The following is a 21,817-nucleotide window of genomic DNA, read 5'->3' as shown; positions in this document are numbered from 1 at the left end:
CAACGGTCTGTGGGCAAGCACGCACTTCCCGCGGCAGATCTGCCGCGGGAAGAACAAGGTTGCCCACAGACCGTGGTAAACCCCACTCGTTCAGGGCGGTTGGCACACTGGGCCCATGCGCATCCTGGTGGTGGACGACGATCGGGCGGTTCGTGACTCCTTGCGGCGGTCGCTGGAGTTCAACGGCTACACCGTCGAGCTCGCGTCCGACGGGGCCGAGGCGCTGGCCAAGGTGCCGCGCATCGACCCGGCCGTCATCGTCATGGACGTGATGATGCCGCGCCTGGGTGGCCTCGAGGCCACCCGCGCACTGCGCAGCGCCGGCAACGACGTCCCCATCCTGGTGCTCACCGCACGCGACGCCGTGTCGGACCGCGTCGACGGGCTCGACGCCGGCGCCGACGACTACCTCACCAAGCCCTTCGCCCTCGACGAGCTCCTGGCCCGGGTGCGGGCGCTGCTGCGCCGCTCCTCGCGCCAGGCCGAGCTCGAGGCCGACGAGGCGCCGCTGACGTTCGCGGACCTCACCCTCGACCCCGTCACCCGTGACGTCACCCGTGGCGATCGGTCCATCTCCCTGACGCGCACCGAGTTCGCCCTGCTCGAGCTGTTCATGCGCCGACCCAAGCGCGTCCTCGAGCGCGCCTTCATCCTCGAGGAGGTGTGGGGCTTCGACTTCCCGACGACGGCGAACTCGTTGGAGGTCTACGTCGGGTACGTCCGGCGCAAGCTCGAGGCCGAGGGCGAGGACCGCCTCCTGCACACGGTCCGCGGCGTGGGGTACGTGCTGCGCGAGACGCCCCCGTGAGCGACACGGTCCGAAGGACGACGCCGGCCGAGGACGACTCCGCGGAGCGCACCCCGAGGCGCCCGGTCGGCTCCGCGGTCGACGCCGTCCACCGCGCCGTCACGCCGTGGACGTCACGCGCCTCCCTCGCCCTGCGGGTCGCCCTGCTGACGACGGCGGCCGTCGCTGCGGTCCTCGCCGTCGCCAGCGCCGTCGTCTACGTCACCGTCCGCGCCGAGCTGCAGGACGCGCTCGACGAGTCCCTGCTCAAGCGCGCCGACGCCGCGGTGGCCGCCGGGTACAGCCCCTCCTCGATGAACGAGGCCGACGCCGACCTGCTCTCCGCCTTCGGCATCCGGTTCATCGCGGTCGAGGGCGGACAGGTCTTCACCCGACGTGCCGACGCGGACTTCCCGTACGACCGCCGCGAGATCGCCGTCTCGATCGGGCAGTCGCAGAGCTCTCGCCGGACGACGACGATCGACGGCGAGCCGTACCGCGTCGTCGCCGTCCAGGCCGGCCCGGGACAGGCGCTCGTCCTCGCGCAGTCGATGGAGTCGACGCAACGTTCCCTCGACAGGCTCCAGCTCGTCCTCCTGCTGACCTCTGCCCTCGGGGTGCTCGTGGCCGGTCTGGCCGGCTGGGTCGTCGCCACCAACGGGCTCCGACCGGTGCGCCGACTCACCGCGGCGACGGAGCGGGTGGCGCGCACCAACGAGCTGCGCCCCATCGAGGTGACCGGTGACGACGAGCTCGCCCGGTTGTCGACGTCCTTCAACCACATGCTGCTCGCGCTCGACGCGTCGCAGGAGCGCCAGCGCCAGCTCGTCGCCGACGCCGGTCACGAGCTGCGCACGCCGCTGACCAGCCTGCGGACCAACATCGAGCTGCTGGGCCAGGCGTCGGAGAACCCCGACCGCTCGCTCACCGCCGAGCAGAGCGGCGAGATCATGGCCGACGTACGGGCCCAGCTGCAGGAGCTCACGACCCTGGTGGGCGACCTCGTCGAGCTCGCCCGCGACGAGCCGCTCGACCGCTCGCCGGAGGTGCTGGACCTCGCCGAGGTGGTGGAGCAGGCCGTCGACCGGGTGCGGCCCAGGGCCCAGGGCCTGACGCTGGACGTCGAGCTGCGGACCTGGGCGGTCTTCGGCGAGCCGGCCCTGCTCGAGCGGGCGATCACCAACCTGCTGGACAACGCCGTCAAGTGGAGTCCCGAGAGCGGCACGGTGACGGTCCGGCTCGCCGACGGGGTGCTCACCGTCGCCGACCAGGGGCCGGGGATCGCCGAGGCCGACCTCCCGCACGTCTTCGACCGCTTCTACCGCTCGCGCGAAGCCCGCACGATGCCCGGCTCCGGCCTCGGGCTGTCCATCGCCCGACGCGCCGCCGAGCGGCACGGTGGGTCGGTGGACGCCCACTGCCCCGAGGCCGGTGGCACCGTGCTGACCCTCACCGTCCCGGGCCTGGAGGAGGGCGCCGGGGCGGGTCGCAGGGGCTGATCCGGCCTTCTTCGAGCGCTCACACTCACCGCTCAGCGTGTTCTCAGCGATGAGGAAGAATGTGGTGACATGAGCAACGAGAACGATCCGTTCGCCTCGGATCCCTACGTCCCGCCGCACCGCAGGTCCGACGCCGGTGCCGAGCAGGGACCGGACGCGTCGACGTCCGCGGGTCCTGACGACGCCGAGCCCACCGTTCCCGTCCCCCCGGCCGGTCAGCCCGAGCACACCACCGAGCTCCCCCGGGACGCCGTCCCGTCCGACCCGACGCCGCACGACTCCGCGCGCCAGGACGCCTCTCACGACGACGGGACGTTCCACCGCTTTGAGGACGACGCCGCCCCACGCCGCGAGCATGCGCCGCCGGTCGCCGAGCACCCCGTGCCCACCGCGGCCGCCGCAGGCGCGGGTGCGGCCGGCGCCGGATGGGCCGTGCAGCAGGCACCCCCGGCGCGGCGACCCCGCAAGCGGCGAGGACGCCGTCTCGCGGGCGCGCTCGCCGTCGTGCTGCTCGCCGGCGCCGCCGGCTTCGGCGGCGCGGCCCTCTACGGCGCCCTCGACGACGACGGCCCCGTGACCGTCAGCTCCCTGCAGGGCGAGGTGGACGCCGAGCCGGCCGCGACCGGGCAGATCGAGCGCGTCGCCGAAGCCGTGCTGCCGTCGGTCACGCAGATCAACGTCGCCGGCGCAGGAGCTGCCGGTTCCGGCACGGGGATCATCATCAGCGACGACGGTGAGATCCTCACCAACAACCACGTCATCGAGGCCGCCGCCGACGGTGGCACGATCACGGTCGCCTTCAACGACGGCACCAACGGCGAGGCCACCATCCTCGGACGCGACCCGAAGACCGACCTCGCCGTCATCAAGGTCGACGGCGTCAGCGGGCTCACGCCGGCGACGCTCGGGTCGTCCGCGAGCCTGACGGTCGGCCAGGAGGTCGTCGCCATCGGCTCGCCGTTCGGCCTCGAGAGCACCGTGACCAGCGGCATCGTGAGCGCGCTCAACCGTCCCGTCGCCTCCTCCGACGGCACCGGCGGCGGCTCCACCGTCTTCCCGGCGGTCCAGACCGACGCGGCCATCAACCCCGGCAACTCCGGTGGTCCGCTCGTCGACCTGCAGGGTCGCGTCGTCGGGATCAACTCCGCCATCCGCTCCGGCGGCTCCGCGCCCGGCGAGGCCGGCTCGATCGGCCTCGGGTTCGCCATCCCCGTCGACCTCGCGCGCAGCGTCGCCGGCCAGCTCCGGGCCGGGGAGACCGTCGAGCACGCGCAGATCGGCGTGACCGTCCGTCCGGCCGTCGACAACGACGAGATCACCGGCATCGGCGCCGAGGTGGTCGAGGTCAACCCTGGTAGCGCCGGCGCCGACGCAGGCCTGCAGGAGGGTGACGTCATCACCTCGATCAACGACGTCCCCGTCGGCAGCTCCAACGCCCTGGTCGCCGCGATCCGGGGGTACCGTCCCGGCGACGAGGTCACGCTGTCGTTCCTGCGCGGCGGGGAGCGCCAGGAGGTGTCCGTGACGCTCGACTCCGACGGCGGCAACACCGCCTGACCGCGGCCCCCGGTGGCGCGATCTCGTGCGTCGATGGCCGGATCCCTCGTGGTCCCGGACCCGGTGCCGCCCTAGGTTGGGCGCGTGAGCACGCCCGCGACGACCCGGCCGACGCGCGACCTGACGGTCCTGGCCCTGACGACGGTCGTGGTCGTGTGGGCGTCGGCGTTCGTCGGCATCCGCGCACTGGCCGGGGCGTTCGATCCCGCCGCGCTCACCCTGGGACGCCTGCTCGTCGGTGCCGCCGCCCTCACGCTCATCGCCCGGCCGTGGAGGCACCGCCTGCCGCGAGGCCGGACGCTGGCCCTGACGGTCGCCTACGGGGTGGTCTGGTTCGGCGTCTACAACGTCGCGCTGAACGCCGCCGAGGTCTCCCTCGACGCCGGCACCACGGCACTGATCGTGAACATCGGACCGCTGCTGATCGCGCTCGGTGCCGGTCTCTTCCTCGGGGAGGGCTTCCCCCGGCCCCTCGTGCTCGGGCTCGCGGTCGCCTTCTCCGGCGTCGCCGTCATCGCCCTGAGCACGCGCGAGTCGGCCGAGGTCGGCGCGGACGGCGTGCTGCTCGCCGTCGGCGCGGCGCTCGCCTACGCAGCCGGTGCGCTGCTGCAGAAGCCCACGCTGCGGACGGTCCGGCCGGCCTTCTCCACCTGGCTCGGTTGCTCGATCGGCGCGCTCGCCTGCCTGCCGTTCGGGCCACGCCTGGTCGAGCAGGTCGCCGACGCCTCGGTCGGCGAGGTCGCGTGGCTGGTCTACCTCGGCGTGCTGCCGACCGCCGTCGGGTTCGTGGCCTGGTCCTACGCGATCGAGCGGCTCAGCGCCGGGACGGTCGCCTCCACCACCTACCTCGTCCCGGCCACGGCCATCGTCATCTCCTGGATCCTGCTCGCGGAGGTGCCGGCACCGCTCGCGTTCGTCGGCGGCGCCCTGTGCCTGGCCGGTGTGGCGATCACCCGGTGGCGCCCACGGACTCGGACACCGGCCCCTGCGTGAGACCGCGGCCCCGACGTGCGGACCGTCGCCCGCGGCCGCACAGTGATGCCATGAGCGATGATCTGAAGGCCGGCGACCGCGTGAGCTGGGAGACCTCACAGGGGCGCACGCAGGGGACGGTGGTCGAGAAGAAGACCAAGGACTTCCAGCTCGCCAAGCAGCAGTGGCGCGCGAGCGAGGACGAGCCGAAGTACGTCGTCGAGAGCGAGAAGACCGGCGCGCGCGCCGCGCACGAGCCCAGCGCGCTGCGCAAGCTGAAGAGCTGACGCTCCGGGGCAAGCTGAAGAGCTGACGCTCAGCCGACGAGGTCGAGCACCAGGTCGCGCAGGATCGCGAACCCGCCCTGGGTGAGGATCGACTCGGCGTGGAACTGGATGCCGTGGAAGTGCGGCCCGGCGACGTGGTGGACGTCGCCGGTGGCCTCGTCGCGCTCGACGCTCACCCCGGCGGGGAGCCCGGCGCGGCCGACGCGGGCCACGAACGTGTTGTAGAAGCCGACCGTCTCGGTACGGCCCAGCATGTCCAGGCGTGACTGCGTGCCCTGGAAGACGATGTCCTTGAACACGAGGTCCAGCCCGAGGTGACGGCTGAGCACCTGGTGCCCGAGGCACACCGCGAGGAAGGGCTGCTCCCTGGCGAGCAGGTCCGTGACGACGTCGTCGAGCACCGCGATCTTGGGCTCGTCGCTGCGCCGCGGGTCGCCAGGGCCAGGACCCACCACGACGAGGTCGTACGCCTCGAGCGCCGCCACGCCCTTCTCGCGCAGGACGTCGGCGTCGTGGCGCACGACGTCGGTCTCCATGCCGAGCACGCCGAAGACGTGGCTCAGCATGTTGACGAAGTCGTCCTCGCCGTCGACGATCACGACCCGCTTGCCCTGCAGCGTCGGCTCCGGGGCCGCACCGGACTGGTCGGAGAGCCAGAACTGGCTGAGCCGCTGGTTGCGCGAGCCGAGGGCGATGAGCACCTCGTCGTCGCGGGTGAAGGCGTCGAGGTCGGTCGACGGGAGCGGAGCCGCCTCGACGAGACCGAACGCCGACAGGATGCCCGACGCCTTGGCCCAGGTCTCGGCGGTCTCGTAGGCGGGGTCGGAGTCGCGCACCAGCGTCGCGCCGGCAGTCACCTTGACGTTGCCGCCGGCGTCGACGTCGGCGGTGCGGATCAGGATGGGCGCGTCGATCGTCGGGGCACCGTCGGCGTCGCGACCGACGAGCGCGGCGACCGACGCGTAGTAACCGCGACCGTGCTCCTCGTAGGTCTCGATCAGCCGGCACGCGTTCTCGACCGGGCTGCCGGTGACCGTGGCGGCGAACATCGAGTCGCGCAGGACGTCACGCACGTCGCGGTCGGTGCGCCCGGCGAGCAGGTACTCGGTGTGCACGAGGTGGCTCATCGGCTTGAGGTACGGCCCGAGCACGAGCCCGCCCTCGTGGCAGATGTCGCACATCATCTTGAGCTCCTCGTCGACGACCATGAAGAGCTCGTAGATCTCCTTCTCGTCGGACAGGAAGCGCAGGAGCTCGCGCTTGCGGTCGGCGTGGGTCTCCAGGCCGCGCAGGCGGAACGTGCCGCTGATGGGGTTCATGCGCACGGCGCCGGCCTCGACACTGACGTGCCGCTCGGGGCTCGCACCGATGAGGTGGCGGTCGCCAGTGAAGACGCAGAAGGTCCAGTAGGCGCCGCGCTCGCGCTCGAGCAGCCGCCGCAGGACGGTGAGGGCACGGTCGTGTCCCCAGTCGGCGACGCGGGATCGGTGGTGCCGGCCGATGACGAGGTTCGCGCCCTCGCCGTGGCCGATCTCCTCGTCGATGACCCGGCGCACCATGGCCGCGTAGTCGTCGTCGGAGGTCTCGAAGCCGCCGGCGTCGGCGAGCTCGATGGGGACGTCGGGCAGGAGGTCGAGCAGCTCGGCGAGCGGGACCTCGACGCGCATCCGCGCCTCGATGACGCTGAGCGGCGTGCCGTCGTCGTGCGCGCGGAAGCCGCGTTCGCGTACCTGGGCGAACGGCACGAGCACGAGGGAGTCCCACTCCGGTTCGCCGGTGGCGCCCGCGTCGGACAGCGGGATGTCGGCGAGGCGCTCGACGTCGGTGCGCGGGCCGCCGAGAAGCGTGACCGTCTCGGCGTCTCGGCCACGGATGATGGCGAACGCGGGCTGGGCCAGCAGGTCGTCCAGCAGGGTCATGGGGTCCTCGTCGGGTCGGGCTCCCGGCAGTCGGGCACGGCCTGGGCCAGCGTAGACGCTGGCCCCCATGGTATCGCCGCGATACCATGGGGGCATGGGCATGACGCTGCGCTTGAGCGACGAGGACGACGCCACGCTGTCTGCGCTCGCCGAGAGCGAGGGGATCAGCAAGAACGAGGCAGCTCTGCGCGCGATCCGCGAGCGAGCCGAGCGGATGTCGCGCGACGACGAGGTCCGGCGCCTGACGCGCGAGGCGATCGACCGCTACGGTCCGTTGCTCGACCGACTTGCTCAGTGACCGCCCCGACCAGTGACCGGCTGGACCGGTGACCGTCTACCTGAGCATCGACCTGGCCCTCGCCGTGGTCGAGGAGTCCGGCGTGGGCCCGGTCCGCGACGTCGGGCTCCTCGATGCCGCCGTCAATCGGCCGCGGGCCAGCGCGTTCGGCGCGGACGCCTACCCCACGCTGGACGAGAAGGCCGCCGCGATGATGGAGTCCATCGTCCGCAACCATCCACTCGTCGACGGCAACAAGCGGCTGGGCTGGCTGTGCGTCTACGTCCTCTACGGCCTGAGCGAGGTGGAGCTGGATGCGCCGGAGGATCCCGCCTACGACCTCGTGATCGGCATCGCCGAAGGGCGCATCGACTACCCGAGGACTGCTGCCACACTGGCCTCATGGACATCGACGTCGACCTGATCCGGCGCGACCTCGCCCAGCTGGTCAGCTACGACAGCGTCGGGGGCAGCCAGGCCGAGGCGGGCGTGCAGCGCTGGGCCGCGGCCACCCTGCAGGGGCTGGGCCTCGACGTCGACCTGTGGCCGCTCGACCTCGAGACGCTGCGGGCCGACCCGGAGTACCCGGGCGAGGAGGTCGACCGCGAGGAGGCGTGGGGTTGCGTGGGCACGTGGCGCCCCGGCGGGGGTGCCGGGCCGTGGGCGGCAGAAGAAAGCGCGACTCCCGCGCTGATCCTCAACGGCCACCTCGACGTCGTGCCGTCGGGCGAGCCGGAGTGGTGGACCGGGCACGACCCCTTCTTCCTGCACGAGGCCGACGGTCGCTGGTACGGCCGCGGGGTGTGCGACATGAAGGGCGGCGTCGTGGCGATCCTCGCGGCGGTGCGCGCGGTCGGGGAGCAGCTGACCCGGCCGTTCGCGGTGCACACGGTGATCGGCGAGGAGGACGGTGGCATCGGCACGTTCGCCACGCTGCGCCGCGGTCACACCGGCGAGGCGTGCCTGATCGCCGAGCCGACCGACGGTCGCATCGTCGCGGCCAACGCCGGGTCGTTGACGTTCCGCCTGGAGATCCGTGGTCGCTCCACGCACGGCTCGATGGCCGGCCGCGGGCTCAGCGCGCTCGACCTGTTCGAGCGGGTGCACGCGGCACTCCGAGCCCTCGACGAGCGTCGCAACGTCTCGCCGCCGGCTCCGTTCGGTCCGCGGCCGTGGCCGATCTCCGTCGGCATCGTGCGCGCCGGCGACTGGGCCAGCACGGTGCCGGACCTGCTGGTCGCGGAGGGCCGCTACGGCGTGATGCCGGGCGAGTCGTTCGACGAGGCGACGGCGATCTTCGAGCGGGCGTTGGCCGAGATCGACGAGTCGTGGTTGCGCGAGCACCCGGTCGAGGTGAGCTGGCCGGGCGGCAGGTTCGCCGCCGGCGCCCTGCCCACGGGGCACGCCTTCGGCGAGCAGGTGGCCGAGGCGGTCATGAGCACCGGAGCGGACCGGCCCGAGCTCGTCGGTGCCCCGTACGGCTCGGACCTGCGCCAGTACGCCGCGATGGGCATCCCGACGCTGCAGTTCGGACCCGGTCACATCGAGCAGGCGCACGCCGTCGACGAGTACGTCCCGATCGACGAGGTCGTCGCCAGCGCCCGCGCGTACGCGGCGTTGCTGCTGGACCGCTGCGGCTGAGCTCGGCGGCCCCGTTAGACCGTCGCGCCCTCCGCCGGACGCGGCGGAGGTGCGCCGTCGCCGAACCAGAACCGCAGGTGGTCGTCGATGACGTTCTCCAGCCGACCGCCGGCCTTCTCCAGGACGCGCCGGGAGGCGTCGTTGTCGCGGTGGCAGGTGACGAGCACGGGATCGGTCCCGAGGTCGGTCGCCTCGGCGAGCCCGGCACGCAGGGCCTCCCCCGCGATGCCGCGGCCTCGAGCGGAGGGCCGCACCGAGTAGCCGACGTGGCCGTGGGCGTCCCACAGCGGGCGGGTCAGCGCGTGGCGGACCGCGAGGAAGCCGAGCAGCGGGCCGCCGCCGGGCCACTCGTCGTCGACGATCCACCGGAAGCTGCAGTGCACGAGGCCGGCCGCCATCGGCTCGTCCGGGTCCTCCATCAGGGCCCGGTTCTCCACGTAGGACCGGAAGTCGTCGAGACCGGTGGGGACGTCGCCGCTCACGAACCCCGAGCCGTCCGCCGGGCCGTCGCCGATCTCGGCGAGGCACTCGGCCCACGCGCGGTGGCGGGCGGCATCGGGACGGACCAGGTGGATCACCGACCAAGCCTAGGTGTTCTCCCCGGAGAGGTTGGGCACGCGCCGTCCCTGACGGGCCGCCGATAGGCTGGACGCACATGGACATCGCACGAGAAGCCGCACGACGCCGGACCTTCGCCATCATCTCCCACCCCGACGCCGGCAAGTCGACGCTCACCGAGGCTCTCGCGCTGCACACCGAGATGATCAGCGAGGCGGGCGTCACCCACGGCAAGGCCGGCCGCCGTGCCACCGTGTCCGACTGGATGGAGATGGAGAAGGCCCGCGGCATCTCGATCTCGTCGACGGCCCTGCAGATGCAGTACGGCGACACCGTCGTCAACGTCGTCGACACCCCCGGCCACGCCGACTTCTCCGAGGACACCTACCGGGTGCTCGCCGCGGTCGACGTCGCCGTCATGGTGCTGGACGCCGCCAAGGGCCTGGAGCCTCAGACGCTCAAGCTGTTCGACGTGTGCCGCCGCAGCGCCATCCCCGTCATCACTGTCGTGAACAAGTGGGACCGCCCGGCGCTCGCGCCGCTGGAGCTGCTCGACCAGATCCAGCAGCGGCTCGGCATCGTCCCGACGCCGGTCACCTGGCCGATCGGGATCGGCGGTGACTTCCAGGGCGCTCTCGACCTCCGCTCCGGTGAGATCATCCGCTACCACCGGACCGCGGGCGGCGCGACGATCGCCGGCGAGGAGGTCCTCGACCGGACCGCCGCCGAGGAGGCGTTCGGGGTCGACCTCGCGACCGCCGAGGAAGAGGTCGAGCTGCTCGCCGCCGACGGCATGGTGCACGACCAGGAGACGTTCCTGTCCGGGCGCACCAGCCCCGTGCTCTTCGCCGCCGGACTGCTGAACTTCGGCCTGAGCCAGCTGCTCCAGGTGCTCGTGGACGTCGCCCCGGCTGCGGCGGACCGGCGGGAGGCCGACGGTGGGAGGCGTCCGGTCGACTCCCCGTTCAGCGCCTACGTCTTCAAGGTCCAGGCCGGCATGGACCGCAACCACCGCGATCACGTCGCGTTCGCACGGGTGTGCTCGGGGCGGTTCGAGCGCGGCGACGTCGTCGAGCAGGCCTCCACCAGGCGCCCGATCACCACGAAGTACGTGCAGAGCATGTTCGGGCGGGACCGCTCGACGGCCGACGAGGCCTTCCCGGGCGACGTCATCGGACTGGTCAACGCCACCGGGTTGCGCATCGGCGACACCCTGAGGGCGCAGGGCGAGCGGGTGGAGTTCCCGGCCATCGTGCGGTTCGCTCCCGAGCACTTCGCCGAGATCCGCGCCGCCGACGTCTCCCGGTCCAAGCAGTTCCGCCGCGGCATGGACCAGCTCGACGCCGAGGGGGTCGTGCAGGTGCTGCGCAACGACGCCCGCGGGGACGCGGCCCCGGTGCTCGCGGCGGTCGGTCCCATGCAGTTCGAGGTGGTGCAGGACCGGCTCGCGAACGAGTTCGGTGCGCAGACCCGGCTGCAGCGCCTCGACTACTCCGTCGCCCGTCAGGTGGCCCGCGCCGACGTCGGCCTGCTGGCGGGCACCTCGGGCGTGGAGGTCTTCGAGCGCAGCGACGGCACCGTCCTCGCGCTCTTCACCGACCGCTGGCGGATCCGCTCGGTCGAGCGGGCCCACCCGGACCTCGAGCTCGCGGTGCTCGCCGCCGACGTCGAGCTGGCCTGAGGCCGCCGCGTCACCCGGCGGGCGGGAGTCAGTCCTGGACGGCCTTGGCGACGGTGATGCACGTCGTGATCCACCGCCGGTCGCGCGCGTCGAGGTCACGAAGGGCGAGGTCGGCCGCCTCGACGGCCCCGAGCGCGGCGTCCATGGTGCGCACGACCACCCAGTCACGGGCGCGTTCCTCGTCGAGCCCGGCCACGTCGACGAACGTGTGGAAGCGGCGCCGGATCGCGAACCGGGCGTCGTTCGCGGCCAGCACCTCCTCCCAGCGGTTCCACAGCATCGGCGCCGGCTCGTAGTGGGGATCGCCGCTGATGCCCTTCGGGTCGATGGCCAGCCACTCGTCGAGGCCGTCACCTCGTCGTGAGGCGAGGACGTTCGTGTCGTGCAGGTCGCCGTGGAGGGTGACGCCGTCGGTCGCGGGATCGGTGGCGAACGCCCGACCGAGGGCGACGGCCTGGTCGAGCAGCCGCCGCGGCACGGGCAACCGGGTGCCGCGCGCCTGCAGGTCGGCGCTCCATCCGGCGACGAGCTCGCTGAGCAGTGGCAGGCGCCCAGGCGCGGGGACGTGCAGCTGGTCCACGAGATCGGCTACCACCTCGCAGGCCTGCAGCACCGGCAACGACGTGAGGTCCCGCGGTCCGGCACGCTCGAGCAGGAGCGCGCCGCGTCGCGGGTCGGCACGCAGCAGCCGCACCGCGGACCGGCCGTCCCACGTGTCGAGCGTGAGGTGCTCGTGGGCCGACTCGACGTCGACGTGCCCGATCTTGAGCGACCACTCCTGGCGCTGCGGGCCCCTGACCGGGAGCACCATCGCCACCTGTCCATGCTGGGCCGGGCCGTCCGGCTCCAGGTCCCACGAGGCGAGGAGGTCGGTCAGGACCCCGGGCAGCCCCTCCACGAAGGCCGCCCAGGACGGCCCGCGATCGCGGGCGGAGCGCCGCAGCGGCTCCGGCACGAGCGCTGCAGCCCCGCTCACTCGCCCTCGACCGGGGGCGGCGAGTCCTCGAACTCCGGGTCCTCCGGCTCGTCGGCATCCGGGTCCTCGGCGTCGGCGACGGGCAGCGGCAGCTCGACGTACTCGGCGACGTCGACGTCGCCGGACGGCGTGAAGCTCACCACCTGGACGCCCACGGGCACCCCGTCGGCGTCGAAGGTGACGACGGCGACCTGCGCCTCGCGCCGCAGCTTGCTGCCGAGCGCGATGGGGAACACGGCACCACCGGTCGACCCGATCGTCAGCCGCGTCGTGGGGGACTCGCCGTCGCCCTCGATCGCCTGTGGCCCCACCTGGTAGTGCAGGTGGCCCGAGAGCACGAGGTCGGTGCATCCCGACGCCGCCACGTCCCGGGCCGAGCCCCAGGAGTGCACCACGAGCACGCTCGCGCGCTCCTCGGCCTCGTCGGCCACACACGCTGCCTCGAGCAGCTCCGCGTCCTGCTCGAGCACGAGCCGGTCGCGCTCCTCGGCGGTCTCGGTGTAGCCCGCGAGCGTCGTCCCGCGCGGGTCGTTGTCGCCGAGGAAGCGCACGCCACCGACCTCGACCGGCTCGCCCTCGAGCACGGTGAAGCCCGCGTCGCGCAGCTGCTGCTCGGTGGTCTCGGTGTCGTGGTTGCCGGTGACGGCGACCTTGTCGAACCCGTCGAACTCGCGAGCGAGGGAGTTGACGCTGAACTGCTCCCAGTCGTCGCCCTGGGACGTGTCGTCGCCGACGTTGACGAGCAGCTCGGCGCCGGCGAGGTCGGCGATCACGCGAGCGACGGGGTCCATGCCGATGTTGTCGTGCCGGTCGGCGACGACGAGCGCCGTGAACTCGTCCTCCTCGGGCATTCGCAGCTGTGCCTCGGCGGCGGTCTCGGCGAGCTCGCCGTAGAAGGAGACGGAGTCCTCGTAGAGGTACAGCGCGCCCTCCACGAGGGCGCGAGATCCTCGGGTGATGGAGCCGTCGCTGATCTGGAGGGTGTCGAGCACGGGGTCGGCGGGCAGCTGAGGAAAGACCGACCGCACGCCGACCCAGTCCGGCTCGGGTCGTTCCCCCTCGTCCGGCGAGGTGACGACGAGGGCGACGCCGACGCCCAGAGCGGCGACCAGCGTCAAGGTCGTCACCAGCTGCGGTGCGGACGGGTGGCGCAGGTCGTGCACGAGTCGCCGGCGCCGACGAGGACCGACGCCGCGCCACACGCCAACGGTGAGCGCCGTGACGATGAGGGTGACCCCCGCGCCGCGCAGCACGGCCACGGTCGCCATGTCAGCGACGGCGGCACGCACCTCCGCGATCTCGCCCTGCGGCTGGCTCGCGATGACCGCGTCCTGCTGCACCAGCTCCTCGAGCGTCTCGACCTGAGCCTCGCCGAGACGGATGTCGACGCCGAGCGAGCCCGGTGCGTCGACGGGGACGCGCACGAGGGGCAGCAGGGGACCGAAGTCGAGCGTCGCGTGGGAGTCGAAGGCGGGCCGGACCGTGGCCTGGTGCGGCCCGATGGTCAGCTCCCGGACGCTGTCGGTGAACGTCACCCAGGCGACCGGCAGGCCGGCGGCGAGCCCGATCGCCACGGCGAGCAGGAGACGCAGGGTCGTCCGCACCAGGGATCCCCTCATGCGACGCGCGCCAGCCACGTCTCGCTCGTGCCGACGGTGACGAGCAGCTGCGTGGCGCGGGTGAGCACGACGTAGAAGGTGCGCCAGCCCGCCTCGGACTCCGCGATGATCGCGTCGGGCTCCACCACCGCGACGGCGTCGAACTCCAGGCCCTTGGTGTCGAGCCCGTCGAGCACGCGCAACCGGTCGGGGTGGGCGGCCACGAGGTCCGCGAGGTCCGCGCGGACGGTGCCGAGCGCGGCCCGGGGCGCGACGACGGCTACGGTCCCGTCGACGCGCTCGAGCAGCTCGCGGGCGGTCTCTGCGACCGAGGCGGCGAGGTCGGCGTCGGCCACCCAGCGGTGGTCGGGCTGCTCGCCGGTGCGGCGGACGGCGTCGGCGAGGTCGGCGCCGGGGATGGCCACCTTGGCGACGCGTGCGGCGAGGTCGTAGACCTCCGCGGAGTTGCGGTAGTTGGTGGAGAGGCGGAAGCGGTGCTCGTCCTTGCCGGCGAGGGCCTCCGCCCGGGCGTCGGCCGCCTCCTGCGGCGCGGGCCACGACGACTGCGCCGGGTCGCCGACGATCGTCCAGCTGGCCTGGCGGCCTCGGCGTCCCAGCATCCGCCACTGCATCGGCGAGAGGTCCTGCGCCTCGTCGACGAGCACGTGGGCGTAGCCGTCGTCCTCGATGCTGGTGGTGGAGCGCAGCGCATCGTCCTGCTCGCGCTCGCGCCGCTCGAAGCTCATCAGCTGGCGGGGGACGTCGTCGTGCTCCTCCTCCGGCGGCGGGACCTCGCCGACGAGGTAGCGCAGCTCGTCGATGAGCGGCACGTCCTCGATGCGCGGGACGCCTCCCTCCTGCGTCGACACCGCCCACGAGGCTCGCATCGCGGCGACCTCCTCGGCGTCGAAGGCGCCGTCGGCGAGCTCGGGCAGGCGTCGGCCGAGGGTGCGCCACAGCTCGACGGCGTCGACCGGCGGCCACCACGCCTCGATGAAGTCGACGAAGCGGTGGTCAGAGGTGAGGACCTCGAGGAACTCCTCCTCGCCCTTCTCCAGAGCGCGCTCTCCGTGCACCTGGCGCCACAGGGCCGAGGCGACCGCCGCAGGTGCCTTGGCGTAGGCGCGGTTGCGCTTGAGGCCGGACAGCAGGGTGCGGCGGATGCCCGCGAGCTGCTTGGCGTCGAGGGTCAGGACGTCGTCCTTGTAGAAGTAGCGGAACGACGTGGGCTCGCCCGGCTGTGGGGCGCGCGCCAGACGCCTCAGCACGGCCAGCATGCGGGCCGAGCCCTTGGCCGCCGCCGCGACGGCGTCGTCGTGCTCGCCGGCGCGGATGCCGTCGACGACCTCGCCGAGGGAGCGGAGCGTCACGGCGGTCTCGCCCAGGCTCGGCAGGACCCGTTCGATGTAGGCCATGAAGACCGACGACGGCCCGACCACCAGCACCCCGCCGCGCTCGAACCGGCGACGGTCGGAGTAGAGCAGGAAGGCGGCCCGGTGCAGGGCGACGACGGTCTTGCCGGTCCCTGGGCCACCCCCGATGATGGTGGCCCCGCGGACGGGTGCGCGGATGGCCTCGTCCTGCTCCTTCTGGATCGTGGCGACGACCGAGTGCATCGTGGCGTCGCGGGCGCGCGACAGGCTCGCCAGCAGCGCACCCTCGCCGATGACCTCCATGTCCTCCGGAGCGGCCTCGGCGTCCAGGAGGTCGTCCTCGACGCCGACGACGCGCTTGCCGGAGCTGCGCAGCACGCGACGGCGGATGACGCCGGACGGCTCCTGGGCGGTGGCCTGGTAGAACAGCGCGGCCGCCGGCGCCCGCCAGTCCACGAGCAGGATCTCGCGGTCGGCGTCGCGCACGCCGATGCGACCGATGTAGCGGGCCTCGCCGTCGGTGAGGTCGAGACGCCCGAAGACCAGTCCCTCGTGCGCGGCGTTGAGCGCCGACAGGCGACGTTGGGCCTGGAAGACCATGGCGTCGCGCTCGACGAGGCCACCCTCGTTGCCCACCGTGCCGCGGGCGTACCCCTCCTTGACCAACGACGTGGCGACCTTGGCCGACTCCTCGAGGCGCTCGTAGACGACGTCGACGTACGCCTGCTCGGCGGCGACGGCTCGCTGCTCGGCGCTGGTCTCGCTCACGATGGGTCCTTCTGGCGCGCACGGATGGAGGGAACGCTGAAGTCTACGGTCTCGTCCTCACCGATTCAGCGTCGTCCCGGTCCGTGCGACCCGTCTCACGCTCCCGACGAACGACGCTGCAGGAAGGCCGCCATCGCCTCGCGCGCCTCGGCGCTGCCGAACAGGTCCGCCGACTGCGCGGCGACCTGCTCGCCGAGGGCGTCGATCCGGGCGAGCAGGTCGTGGTTCAGCAGCCGCTTCGTCTCGCGCAGTCCCTGCGGGTAGCCCTTCACGAGGTCGCCGACGACCCCGGCCACCTCGTCCCCGAGCGCGTCGTCGGGGACGGTGCGCGTGACGAGCCCGACGCGCTGCGCCTCGGCGGCGTCGAAGGTGCGACCGGTGAGGAAGAGCTCGGCGGCGGCACGGTCGGTGAAGCGTTCGAGCAGGGTGAGCGAGATGACCGCGGGTGCCAGGGCGAGGCGCACCTCGGTGAGCGCGAAGGTGACCGACTCCGCCGCCACGACCACGTCGGCCGCCCCGACGATGCCGAGCCCGCCCGCGCGCACCGGACCGGCGAGCTCGACGACGACCGGGGTGGCTGCCGCGGCGATCTGCCGCTGCAGCGCGACGATCGCCCGTGCACCCTCCTGCATCCCGCCGGAGGCCGCCTCCGACAGGTCGGCCCCGGAGCAGAAGACCCGGTGGGCCGAACGGACGACGATCGCGCGGACGCTCTCGTCGGCGTCGGCCTGCTCGAGCCGGTCGGCCAGCTCGCCGACCAGCTGGCGGCTCAACGCGTTGCGGTTGCGCTCGCTGTCGAGCGTGACCGTCGCGACGCCGGCGGCGGTCTCGAGGTGGACGAGCTCGGTCATGGTGGCTGCTCCTGGGGAGGGGGCGGGTCAGTAGGACTTCGGCAGGCCGAGGGAGAACTGCGCCACGAAGTTCAGCGCCATCTCCCGCGAGACGGGGGCGATGTTCGACAGACGCGAGGAGGCGACGGCCTGGACGAGGCCGTACTCGTTGGCCAGGCCGTTGCCGCCGTGGGTCTGGATGGCCTGGTCGACGGCCTTCGCGGCCGCCTCGCCCGCGGCCACCTTGGCCATGTTCGCGGCCTCGCCGGCTCGCATGTGATCACCCGCGGCGTAGAGCGCCGACGCCTTCTGGGTGAGCAGACGCGCCATCTCCACGTCGATGTGCAGGCGGGCCAGCGGGTGGCTGATGGCCTGGTGCGCACCGATCGGCCGGCCCCACACCTCGCGCTCCTTGGCGTAGGCGACGGCCTTGCGGATCGCCCAGCGGGCGGTGCCGGTGGCCATCGACGCCGCCATGATGCGCTCGGGGTTGAGCCCCGCGAACAGCTGCTCGAGCCCGGCGTCCTCGCTGCCGACCAGGGCGTCGGGGCTCAGGCGCACGTCGTCGAAGAACAGCGTGAACTGCTTCTCGGGGCTGACCACGCCCATGTCGATCTGCTGCTTGGTGAACCCCTCCGCGTCGGTCGGCACCATGAACAGGCACGGCTTGAGCTTGCCCGTGCGCTCGTCGGAGGTGCGGGCGACGACGAGCAGGTGGCTCGCCTCGTCGACGCCGGAGATGTACGTCTTGGTGCCGTTGAGGACCCAGCCGCCGTCCTCGCCCTTCTCGGCGTTCGTGACGATGTTGTGGGAGTTGGAGCCCGCGTCGGGCTCGGTGATGGAGAACGCGTAGGTCGCCGTGCCGTCGGCCAGCCCGGGCAGCCAGCGCTCCTTCTGCTCCTGCGTGCCGTACTGGGCGATCGTCGTGCCGACGATCGCGGGGCTCACGACCATCAGCAGCAGTGGGCAGCCGGCCGTCGCGAGCTCCTCGCACACCGCCGCGAGGTCGCCGATGTCGCCGCCCCCGCCGCCGAACTCCTCGGGGATGGAGACGCCGAGGTAGCCGAGCTTGCCGGCCTCGGCCCACAGCTCGGTGGTCTTGCGACCCTCCTTGGCGGCCTCGTAGAAGTACCTCTCGCCGTACGACGCGCCGAGGGCGGCGACCGCCTTGCGGAGCTCGCGTCGCTCCTGGCTCTCGGTGAACTGGCTCATCAGGGGTTCCCTTCGTTCGCGCCGTCGACGGTGGTGGACTCGATGACGGCGAGGACGGCGCCGGACTCGACCTGCGTGCCCTCGGCGACGGCGAGCTCGCCGACCACGCCGTCGGTCGGCGCGGTGATGGTGTGCTGCATCTTCATGGCCTCGAGCACCAGGACGGTCTGTCCCGCGCTCACCTCCTGGCCCTGCTCGACGGCGACGCTGACGACCGACGCCGGCATGGGCGCCAGCAGCGACCCCTCGGCCACGACGTCGGCGGGGTCGACGAACGTCGGCACCGGCTCGAGGGTCGTCGTGCCGGCGGGGCCGGTGACGTCGACGGCGTCGTCGCGGACGTCGACCACGTAGGTCTCGCGGACCCCGCACACGTCGAGCACGACCCGGCGGGCGGTCGCATCGACCACGTGGACCGAGTCGAGCGCGTCGCTGACGAGCGACGCCCCCCGGGCCGCATAGGTGACCGACAGCTCCTGCTCTCCGTGGCGGAAGGCACGGGTGCGTGGCTGGGAGGGCACGTTGCGGTAGGCCGTCGGGATCCGAGCGAGCACCGCCGCCCCGGCCGTCGCGGTCCGGGCCGAGGCGAGCGCTGCGGCGAGGACGTGGCGCTGCAGCGTGGGCTCGTCGATCGCCGGTCCCGTCCAGGCCGCCAGCCGCTCGGCGAGCAGGGCGGTGTGGACGCGTTCGGCCACGAACTCCTCGTCGACGAGGATCGCTCGCAGCAGGTCGATGTTGGTGCGCACGCCGGTGACACGGGCGCGACGCAGGGCCCCCTCGAGCGTCCTCAGGGCCGAGCGCCGGTCGCGGCCGAGCGCGATCACCTTGGCGAGCATCGCGTCATAGTGGACGCCGACGACGCTGCCGGCCTCCACGCCGGAGTCGACGCGCAGCCCCGCCCCGCTCGGCCCCTCGAAGCGGGAGCCGTCGACGTCGAAGGTCGCCACGGTGCCGGTCTGCGGCGTCCAGTCGCTGGCCGGGTCCTCGGCGTAGAGGCGCACCTCGACGGCGTGGCCGGTCGACGCGGGCGGCTCGGCCTCGAGTCGCTCCCCTTCGGCGACGGCGATCTGCAGGGCCACCAGGTCGAGCCCGGTGACCGCCTCGGTGACCGGGTGCTCCACCTGCAGGCGGGTGTTCATCTCCAGGAAGTGCACGCGGCCGGTGTCCTCGTGGCCGTCGGCGACGAGGAACTCGACCGTCCCAGCGCCGACGTAGTCGACCGCCTCGGCGGCCTTGCGGGCAGCGTCGTGCAGCAGCTCGCGCACGGGAGGGGCGAGGTTGGGGGCGGGCGCCTCCTCGACGACCTTCTGGTGACGTCGCTGGATCGAGCAGTCACGATCGCCGACGACCCACGTGGTGCCGTGGGTGTCCGCGAGGACCTGCACCTCGACGTGGCGCGCGGTCGGCAGGTACGGCTCGACGAAGACGGTGTCGTCGCCGAACGCCGACGCGGCCTCGGCAGCAGCGGCGGTGAGCTCGCCCTCGAGGTCGGCCGGGTCGTCGACGACGCGCATCCCCCGTCCACCGCCACCGGCGGACGCCTTGACGAGCAGCGGGAAGTCCGCGGGCGTCGCCGACTGCGGGTCGACGCTGAGGATCGGCACGCCGGCGTCGGCCATGAGCTCCTTGGCGCGGATCTTGCTGCCCATCGCCTCGATCGACTCCGGCGAGGGACCGATCCAGGTGAGGCCAGCGTCGATGACGGCACGGGCGAAGTCGGCGTTCTCGGACAGGAACCCGTACCCGGGGTGGATCGCGTCGGCCCCGGCGTCGCGGGCGGCGGCGAGGACGAGGTCGGCGCGCAGGTAGGTCTCGGCCGGGCTGCTCCCCGGGAGCCGGACCGCGCGGTCCGCGTCGCGCACGAACGGCGCGTCGGCATCGGCGTCGGAGTGGACGGCGACCGTGGCGATGCCGAGGTCGCGGCACGTGCGGAAGACCCGCCGCGCGATCTCGCCGCGGTTGGCCACCAGGACGGTGCGGATCATCGGGGAGTCCTCTCATCGCGGATTCCCAGGACCTCCTGGGAACCCGACCTCGACCACGGAGGTCGTGCGCCGACCACGGGAAGGAACCCTGGACCGGTGCGGGAAAGCCGTGCTCGGGCACCGGGAGTCTGCACGATTCCCAGGAGGTCATGGGAATCGGTCATGGCGCTGGGGCGGAGGACCGGAGCACTCACAGGCGGAACACCCCGTAGCCGCGGGCGCCCTCGACGGGGACGGTGTGGATGGCGGACAGGCACATGCCGAGGATGCTGCGGGTGTCGCGGGGGTCGATGACGCCGTCGTCGTAGCCCATCCCCGACGTGAAGTACGCCAGCGACTGCTCCTCGATCTGCTTCTCGATGTAGGCGCGCATCTGGGCGTCGGCCTCCTCGTCGTAGGCCTGGCCCTTCGCCTCGGCGGCACCACGGGCCACGATCGAGATGACGCCGGCGAGCTGCGCCGGGCCCATGACCGCCGACTTCGCGCCGACCCAGCTGAACATGAAGCGCGGGTCGTAGGCGCGTCCGCTCATGCCGTAGTGCCCTGCACCGTAGGACGCGCCCATCACGACGGACAGGTGTGGCACGGTCGAGTTGGAGACGGCGTTGATCATCTGCGCGCCGTGCTTGATGATGCCGCCCTGCTCGTACTCCGCGCCGACCATGTAGCCGGTGGTGTTGTGCAGGAACAGCAACGGCGTGTCGCTCTGGTTCGCCAGCTGGATGAACTGAGCGGCCTTCTGCGCCTCCTGGCTGAACAGGACGCCCTGCGCGTTGGCGAGGACGCCGATCGGGTACCCGTGCAGCTGCGCGAAGCCCGTGACGAGGCTCGAGCCGTACAGCGGCTTGAACTCGTCGAACTCGCTCCCGTCGACCAGACGCGCGATCACCTCGCGCGGGTCGAACGGCACCTTGAGGTCGGTCGGGACGATGCCGAGCAGGTCCTCGGGGTCGAGGACGGGCTCGGCGTAGTCGGACGCGGGAGTGGGCCCCTTCTTGGTCCAGTTGAGGCGCCGCACGATCTGGCGGCCGAGGCGGATCGCGTCGTGCTCGTCGACGGCGAGGTAGTCGGCGAGCCCGGACGCGCGAGCGTGCATCTCCGCCCCGCCGAGGGACTCGTCGTCCGACTCCTCGCCGGTGGCCATCTTGACCAGCGGTGGGCCGCCGAGGAAGACCTTCGCACCCTCCTTCACCATGACGACGTAGTCGCTCATGCCGGGGACGTAGGCGCCGCCGGCGGTGGAGTTGCCGAACACCAGCGCGACGGTGGGGCAGCGAGCGGCGGACGCGCGCGTGATGTCGCGGAAGCTCTGCCCGCCGGGGATGAAGATGTCCTTCTGGGTGGGCAGGTCGGCACCGCCGGACTCGACGAGGTTGATCGTCGGCAGACCGTTCTCCGCGGCGATCTGCGCGGCACGGCGACCCTTCTTGAGCGTTGACGGGTTCGAGGAACCGCCCTTCACGGTGGGGTCGTTGGCGACGATCATGCACTCGACGCCCTCGACGACGCCGATGCCGGTGACGATCGAGCCGCCGACGGCGAAGTCGGTACCCCACGCGGCGAGGGTCCCGAGCTCGAGGAAGGGTGCGTCGGGGTCGAGGAGCAGCTCGATGCGCTCGCGGGCGGTGAGCTTGCCGCGGCGGTGGTGCCGCTCGACGTACTTCTCCCCGCCACCGGCGAGCGCCTTGGCGTGCTGCGCGGCGAGGTCGGCGACGCGCTCGAGCATCGCCTCGCGGTTCTCGGTGTACGTCGGCGAGGTGGGGTCGACGGTGGTCTTCATGCGACGTGCTCCTCGGGGGTCGGCCCGCGGTGGTGCGCAGGGTGGTGGTCGGTGCCTGAGCGACCCTCTGACGAGCGAGACGGTTGCTGTGACACCGATCGGGGTGCGGCTGCGCAG

Annotated in this window: 18 protein-coding genes; 9 read left to right on the top strand and 9 right to left on the bottom strand. The window is 72.6% G+C overall.

The window, feature by feature from the left end; translation table 11 throughout:
- The first annotated feature begins 115 nt into the window (after nt 1–115).
- The 5 genes from ABD213_RS04620 (at nt 116) to ABD213_RS04600 (ending at nt 5,102) form a co-directional block, all read left to right on the top strand.
- On the top strand, nt 116–808 hold the full coding sequence (locus ABD213_RS04620) for a response regulator transcription factor (protein WP_344325048.1): 693 nt from the start codon (nt 116–118) through the stop codon (nt 806–808).
- Nucleotides 805–2,286: a sensor histidine kinase gene (locus ABD213_RS04615; protein WP_344325045.1), complete on the top strand. Its 1,482-nt coding sequence runs from the start codon at nt 805–807 to the stop codon at nt 2,284–2,286. The genes ABD213_RS04620 and ABD213_RS04615 overlap by 4 nt, the downstream gene beginning before the upstream one ends.
- 69 nt (nt 2,287–2,355) lie before the next feature.
- Nucleotides 2,356–3,843, top strand: a complete 1,488-nt coding sequence (locus ABD213_RS04610; RefSeq protein WP_344325042.1) for a S1C family serine protease — start codon at nt 2,356–2,358, stop codon at nt 3,841–3,843.
- An 84-nt stretch (nt 3,844–3,927) separates the two neighbouring features.
- Nucleotides 3,928–4,836 (top strand): DMT family transporter, encoded by a 909-nt coding sequence (locus tag ABD213_RS04605; protein ID WP_344325039.1) that lies wholly within the window; start codon nt 3,928–3,930, stop codon nt 4,834–4,836.
- Between the two features lie 50 nt (nt 4,837–4,886).
- Nucleotides 4,887–5,102 (top strand): hypervirulence associated TUDOR domain-containing protein, encoded by a 216-nt coding sequence (locus ABD213_RS04600; protein ID WP_344325036.1) that lies wholly within the window; start codon nt 4,887–4,889, stop codon nt 5,100–5,102.
- 29 nt (nt 5,103–5,131) lie between these two features.
- On the opposite strand, the gene ABD213_RS04595 is transcribed toward ABD213_RS04600, so the two are convergent.
- Complete coding sequence (locus ABD213_RS04595) at nt 5,132–7,021, bottom strand: chorismate-binding protein (RefSeq protein WP_344325033.1); 1,890 nt, start codon at nt 7,019–7,021, stop codon at nt 5,132–5,134.
- Between the two features lie 94 nt (nt 7,022–7,115).
- Between ABD213_RS04595 and ABD213_RS04590 the strand changes: the two genes are divergently transcribed.
- From ABD213_RS04590 to ABD213_RS04580, 3 genes are read left to right on the top strand one after another with little or no spacing between them, the layout of a single operon-like run.
- Nucleotides 7,116–7,319, top strand: a complete 204-nt coding sequence (locus tag ABD213_RS04590; RefSeq protein WP_344325030.1) for a CopG family transcriptional regulator — start codon at nt 7,116–7,118, stop codon at nt 7,317–7,319.
- Between the two features lie 28 nt (nt 7,320–7,347).
- Nucleotides 7,348–7,722 carry a type II toxin-antitoxin system death-on-curing family toxin gene (locus ABD213_RS04585; RefSeq protein WP_344325027.1) on the top strand — a complete coding sequence of 125 codons (375 nt, stop codon included), beginning with the start codon at nt 7,348–7,350 and terminating at the stop codon, nt 7,720–7,722.
- Nucleotides 7,701–8,939, top strand: coding sequence for an ArgE/DapE family deacylase (locus tag ABD213_RS04580; protein ID WP_344325024.1), 1,239 nt, complete (start codon nt 7,701–7,703; stop codon nt 8,937–8,939). The genes ABD213_RS04585 and ABD213_RS04580 overlap by 22 nt, the downstream gene beginning before the upstream one ends.
- A 14-nt stretch (nt 8,940–8,953) precedes the next feature.
- Here ABD213_RS04580 and ABD213_RS04575 read toward each other — a convergent pair whose 3' ends face one another.
- Nucleotides 8,954–9,517 (bottom strand): GNAT family N-acetyltransferase, encoded by a 564-nt coding sequence (locus ABD213_RS04575; protein WP_344325021.1) that lies wholly within the window; start codon nt 9,515–9,517, stop codon nt 8,954–8,956.
- Nucleotides 9,518–9,594: 77 nt separating this feature from the next.
- On the opposite strand from ABD213_RS04575, the gene ABD213_RS04570 reads away from it, so the two are divergent.
- Nucleotides 9,595–11,178: a peptide chain release factor 3 gene (locus ABD213_RS04570; protein WP_344325018.1), complete on the top strand. Its 1,584-nt coding sequence runs from the start codon at nt 9,595–9,597 to the stop codon at nt 11,176–11,178.
- A gap of 28 nt (nt 11,179–11,206) precedes the next feature.
- Here the strand turns inward: ABD213_RS04570 and ABD213_RS04565 are convergent, their stop codons facing one another.
- The 7 genes from ABD213_RS04565 to ABD213_RS04535 all read right to left on the bottom strand — a co-directional run bounded on the left by ABD213_RS04565 (nt 11,207) and on the right by ABD213_RS04535 (nt 21,700).
- The gene (locus tag ABD213_RS04565) at nt 11,207–12,154 is read right to left on the bottom strand and encodes an aminoglycoside phosphotransferase family protein (RefSeq protein ID WP_344325015.1); all 948 of its coding nucleotides are present in this window, start codon (nt 12,152–12,154) and stop codon (nt 11,207–11,209) included.
- On the bottom strand, nt 12,151–13,773 hold the full coding sequence (locus ABD213_RS04560) for a metallophosphoesterase (RefSeq protein ID WP_344325013.1): 1,623 nt from the start codon (nt 13,771–13,773) through the stop codon (nt 12,151–12,153). The genes ABD213_RS04565 and ABD213_RS04560 overlap by 4 nt, the downstream gene beginning before the upstream one ends.
- The gene (locus ABD213_RS04555; protein ID WP_344325011.1) at nt 13,770–15,893 is read right to left on the bottom strand and encodes a HelD family protein; all 2,124 of its coding nucleotides are present in this window, start codon (nt 15,891–15,893) and stop codon (nt 13,770–13,772) included. The genes ABD213_RS04560 and ABD213_RS04555 overlap by 4 nt, the downstream gene beginning before the upstream one ends.
- A 95-nt stretch (nt 15,894–15,988) precedes the next feature.
- Nucleotides 15,989–16,744 carry an enoyl-CoA hydratase-related protein gene (locus ABD213_RS04550; protein ID WP_344325007.1) on the bottom strand — a complete coding sequence of 252 codons (756 nt, stop codon included), beginning with the start codon at nt 16,742–16,744 and terminating at the stop codon, nt 15,989–15,991.
- Nucleotides 16,745–16,771: 27 nt separating this feature from the next.
- On the bottom strand, nt 16,772–17,935 hold the full coding sequence (locus tag ABD213_RS04545; protein WP_344325004.1) for an acyl-CoA dehydrogenase family protein: 1,164 nt from the start codon (nt 17,933–17,935) through the stop codon (nt 16,772–16,774).
- Nucleotides 17,935–19,920, bottom strand: coding sequence for an acetyl/propionyl/methylcrotonyl-CoA carboxylase subunit alpha (locus tag ABD213_RS04540; protein ID WP_344325002.1), 1,986 nt, complete (start codon nt 19,918–19,920; stop codon nt 17,935–17,937). Before ABD213_RS04540 ends, ABD213_RS04545 begins: the two co-directional genes overlap by 1 nt.
- Nucleotides 19,921–20,110: 190 nt before the next feature.
- A complete protein-coding gene (locus tag ABD213_RS04535) occupies nt 20,111–21,700 on the bottom strand; it encodes an acyl-CoA carboxylase subunit beta (RefSeq protein ID WP_344324999.1) in 1,590 nt (529 codons plus the stop codon).
- Nucleotides 21,701–21,817 lie beyond the last annotated feature (117 nt).

This window comes from Aeromicrobium halocynthiae (genome assembly GCF_039531385.1).
Lineage (GTDB): Bacteria > Actinomycetota > Actinomycetes > Propionibacteriales > Nocardioidaceae > Aeromicrobium > Aeromicrobium halocynthiae.
The sequence above is the reverse complement of the archived record's forward strand: the minus strand, read 5'-3'. Positions and strand labels throughout refer to the sequence as shown.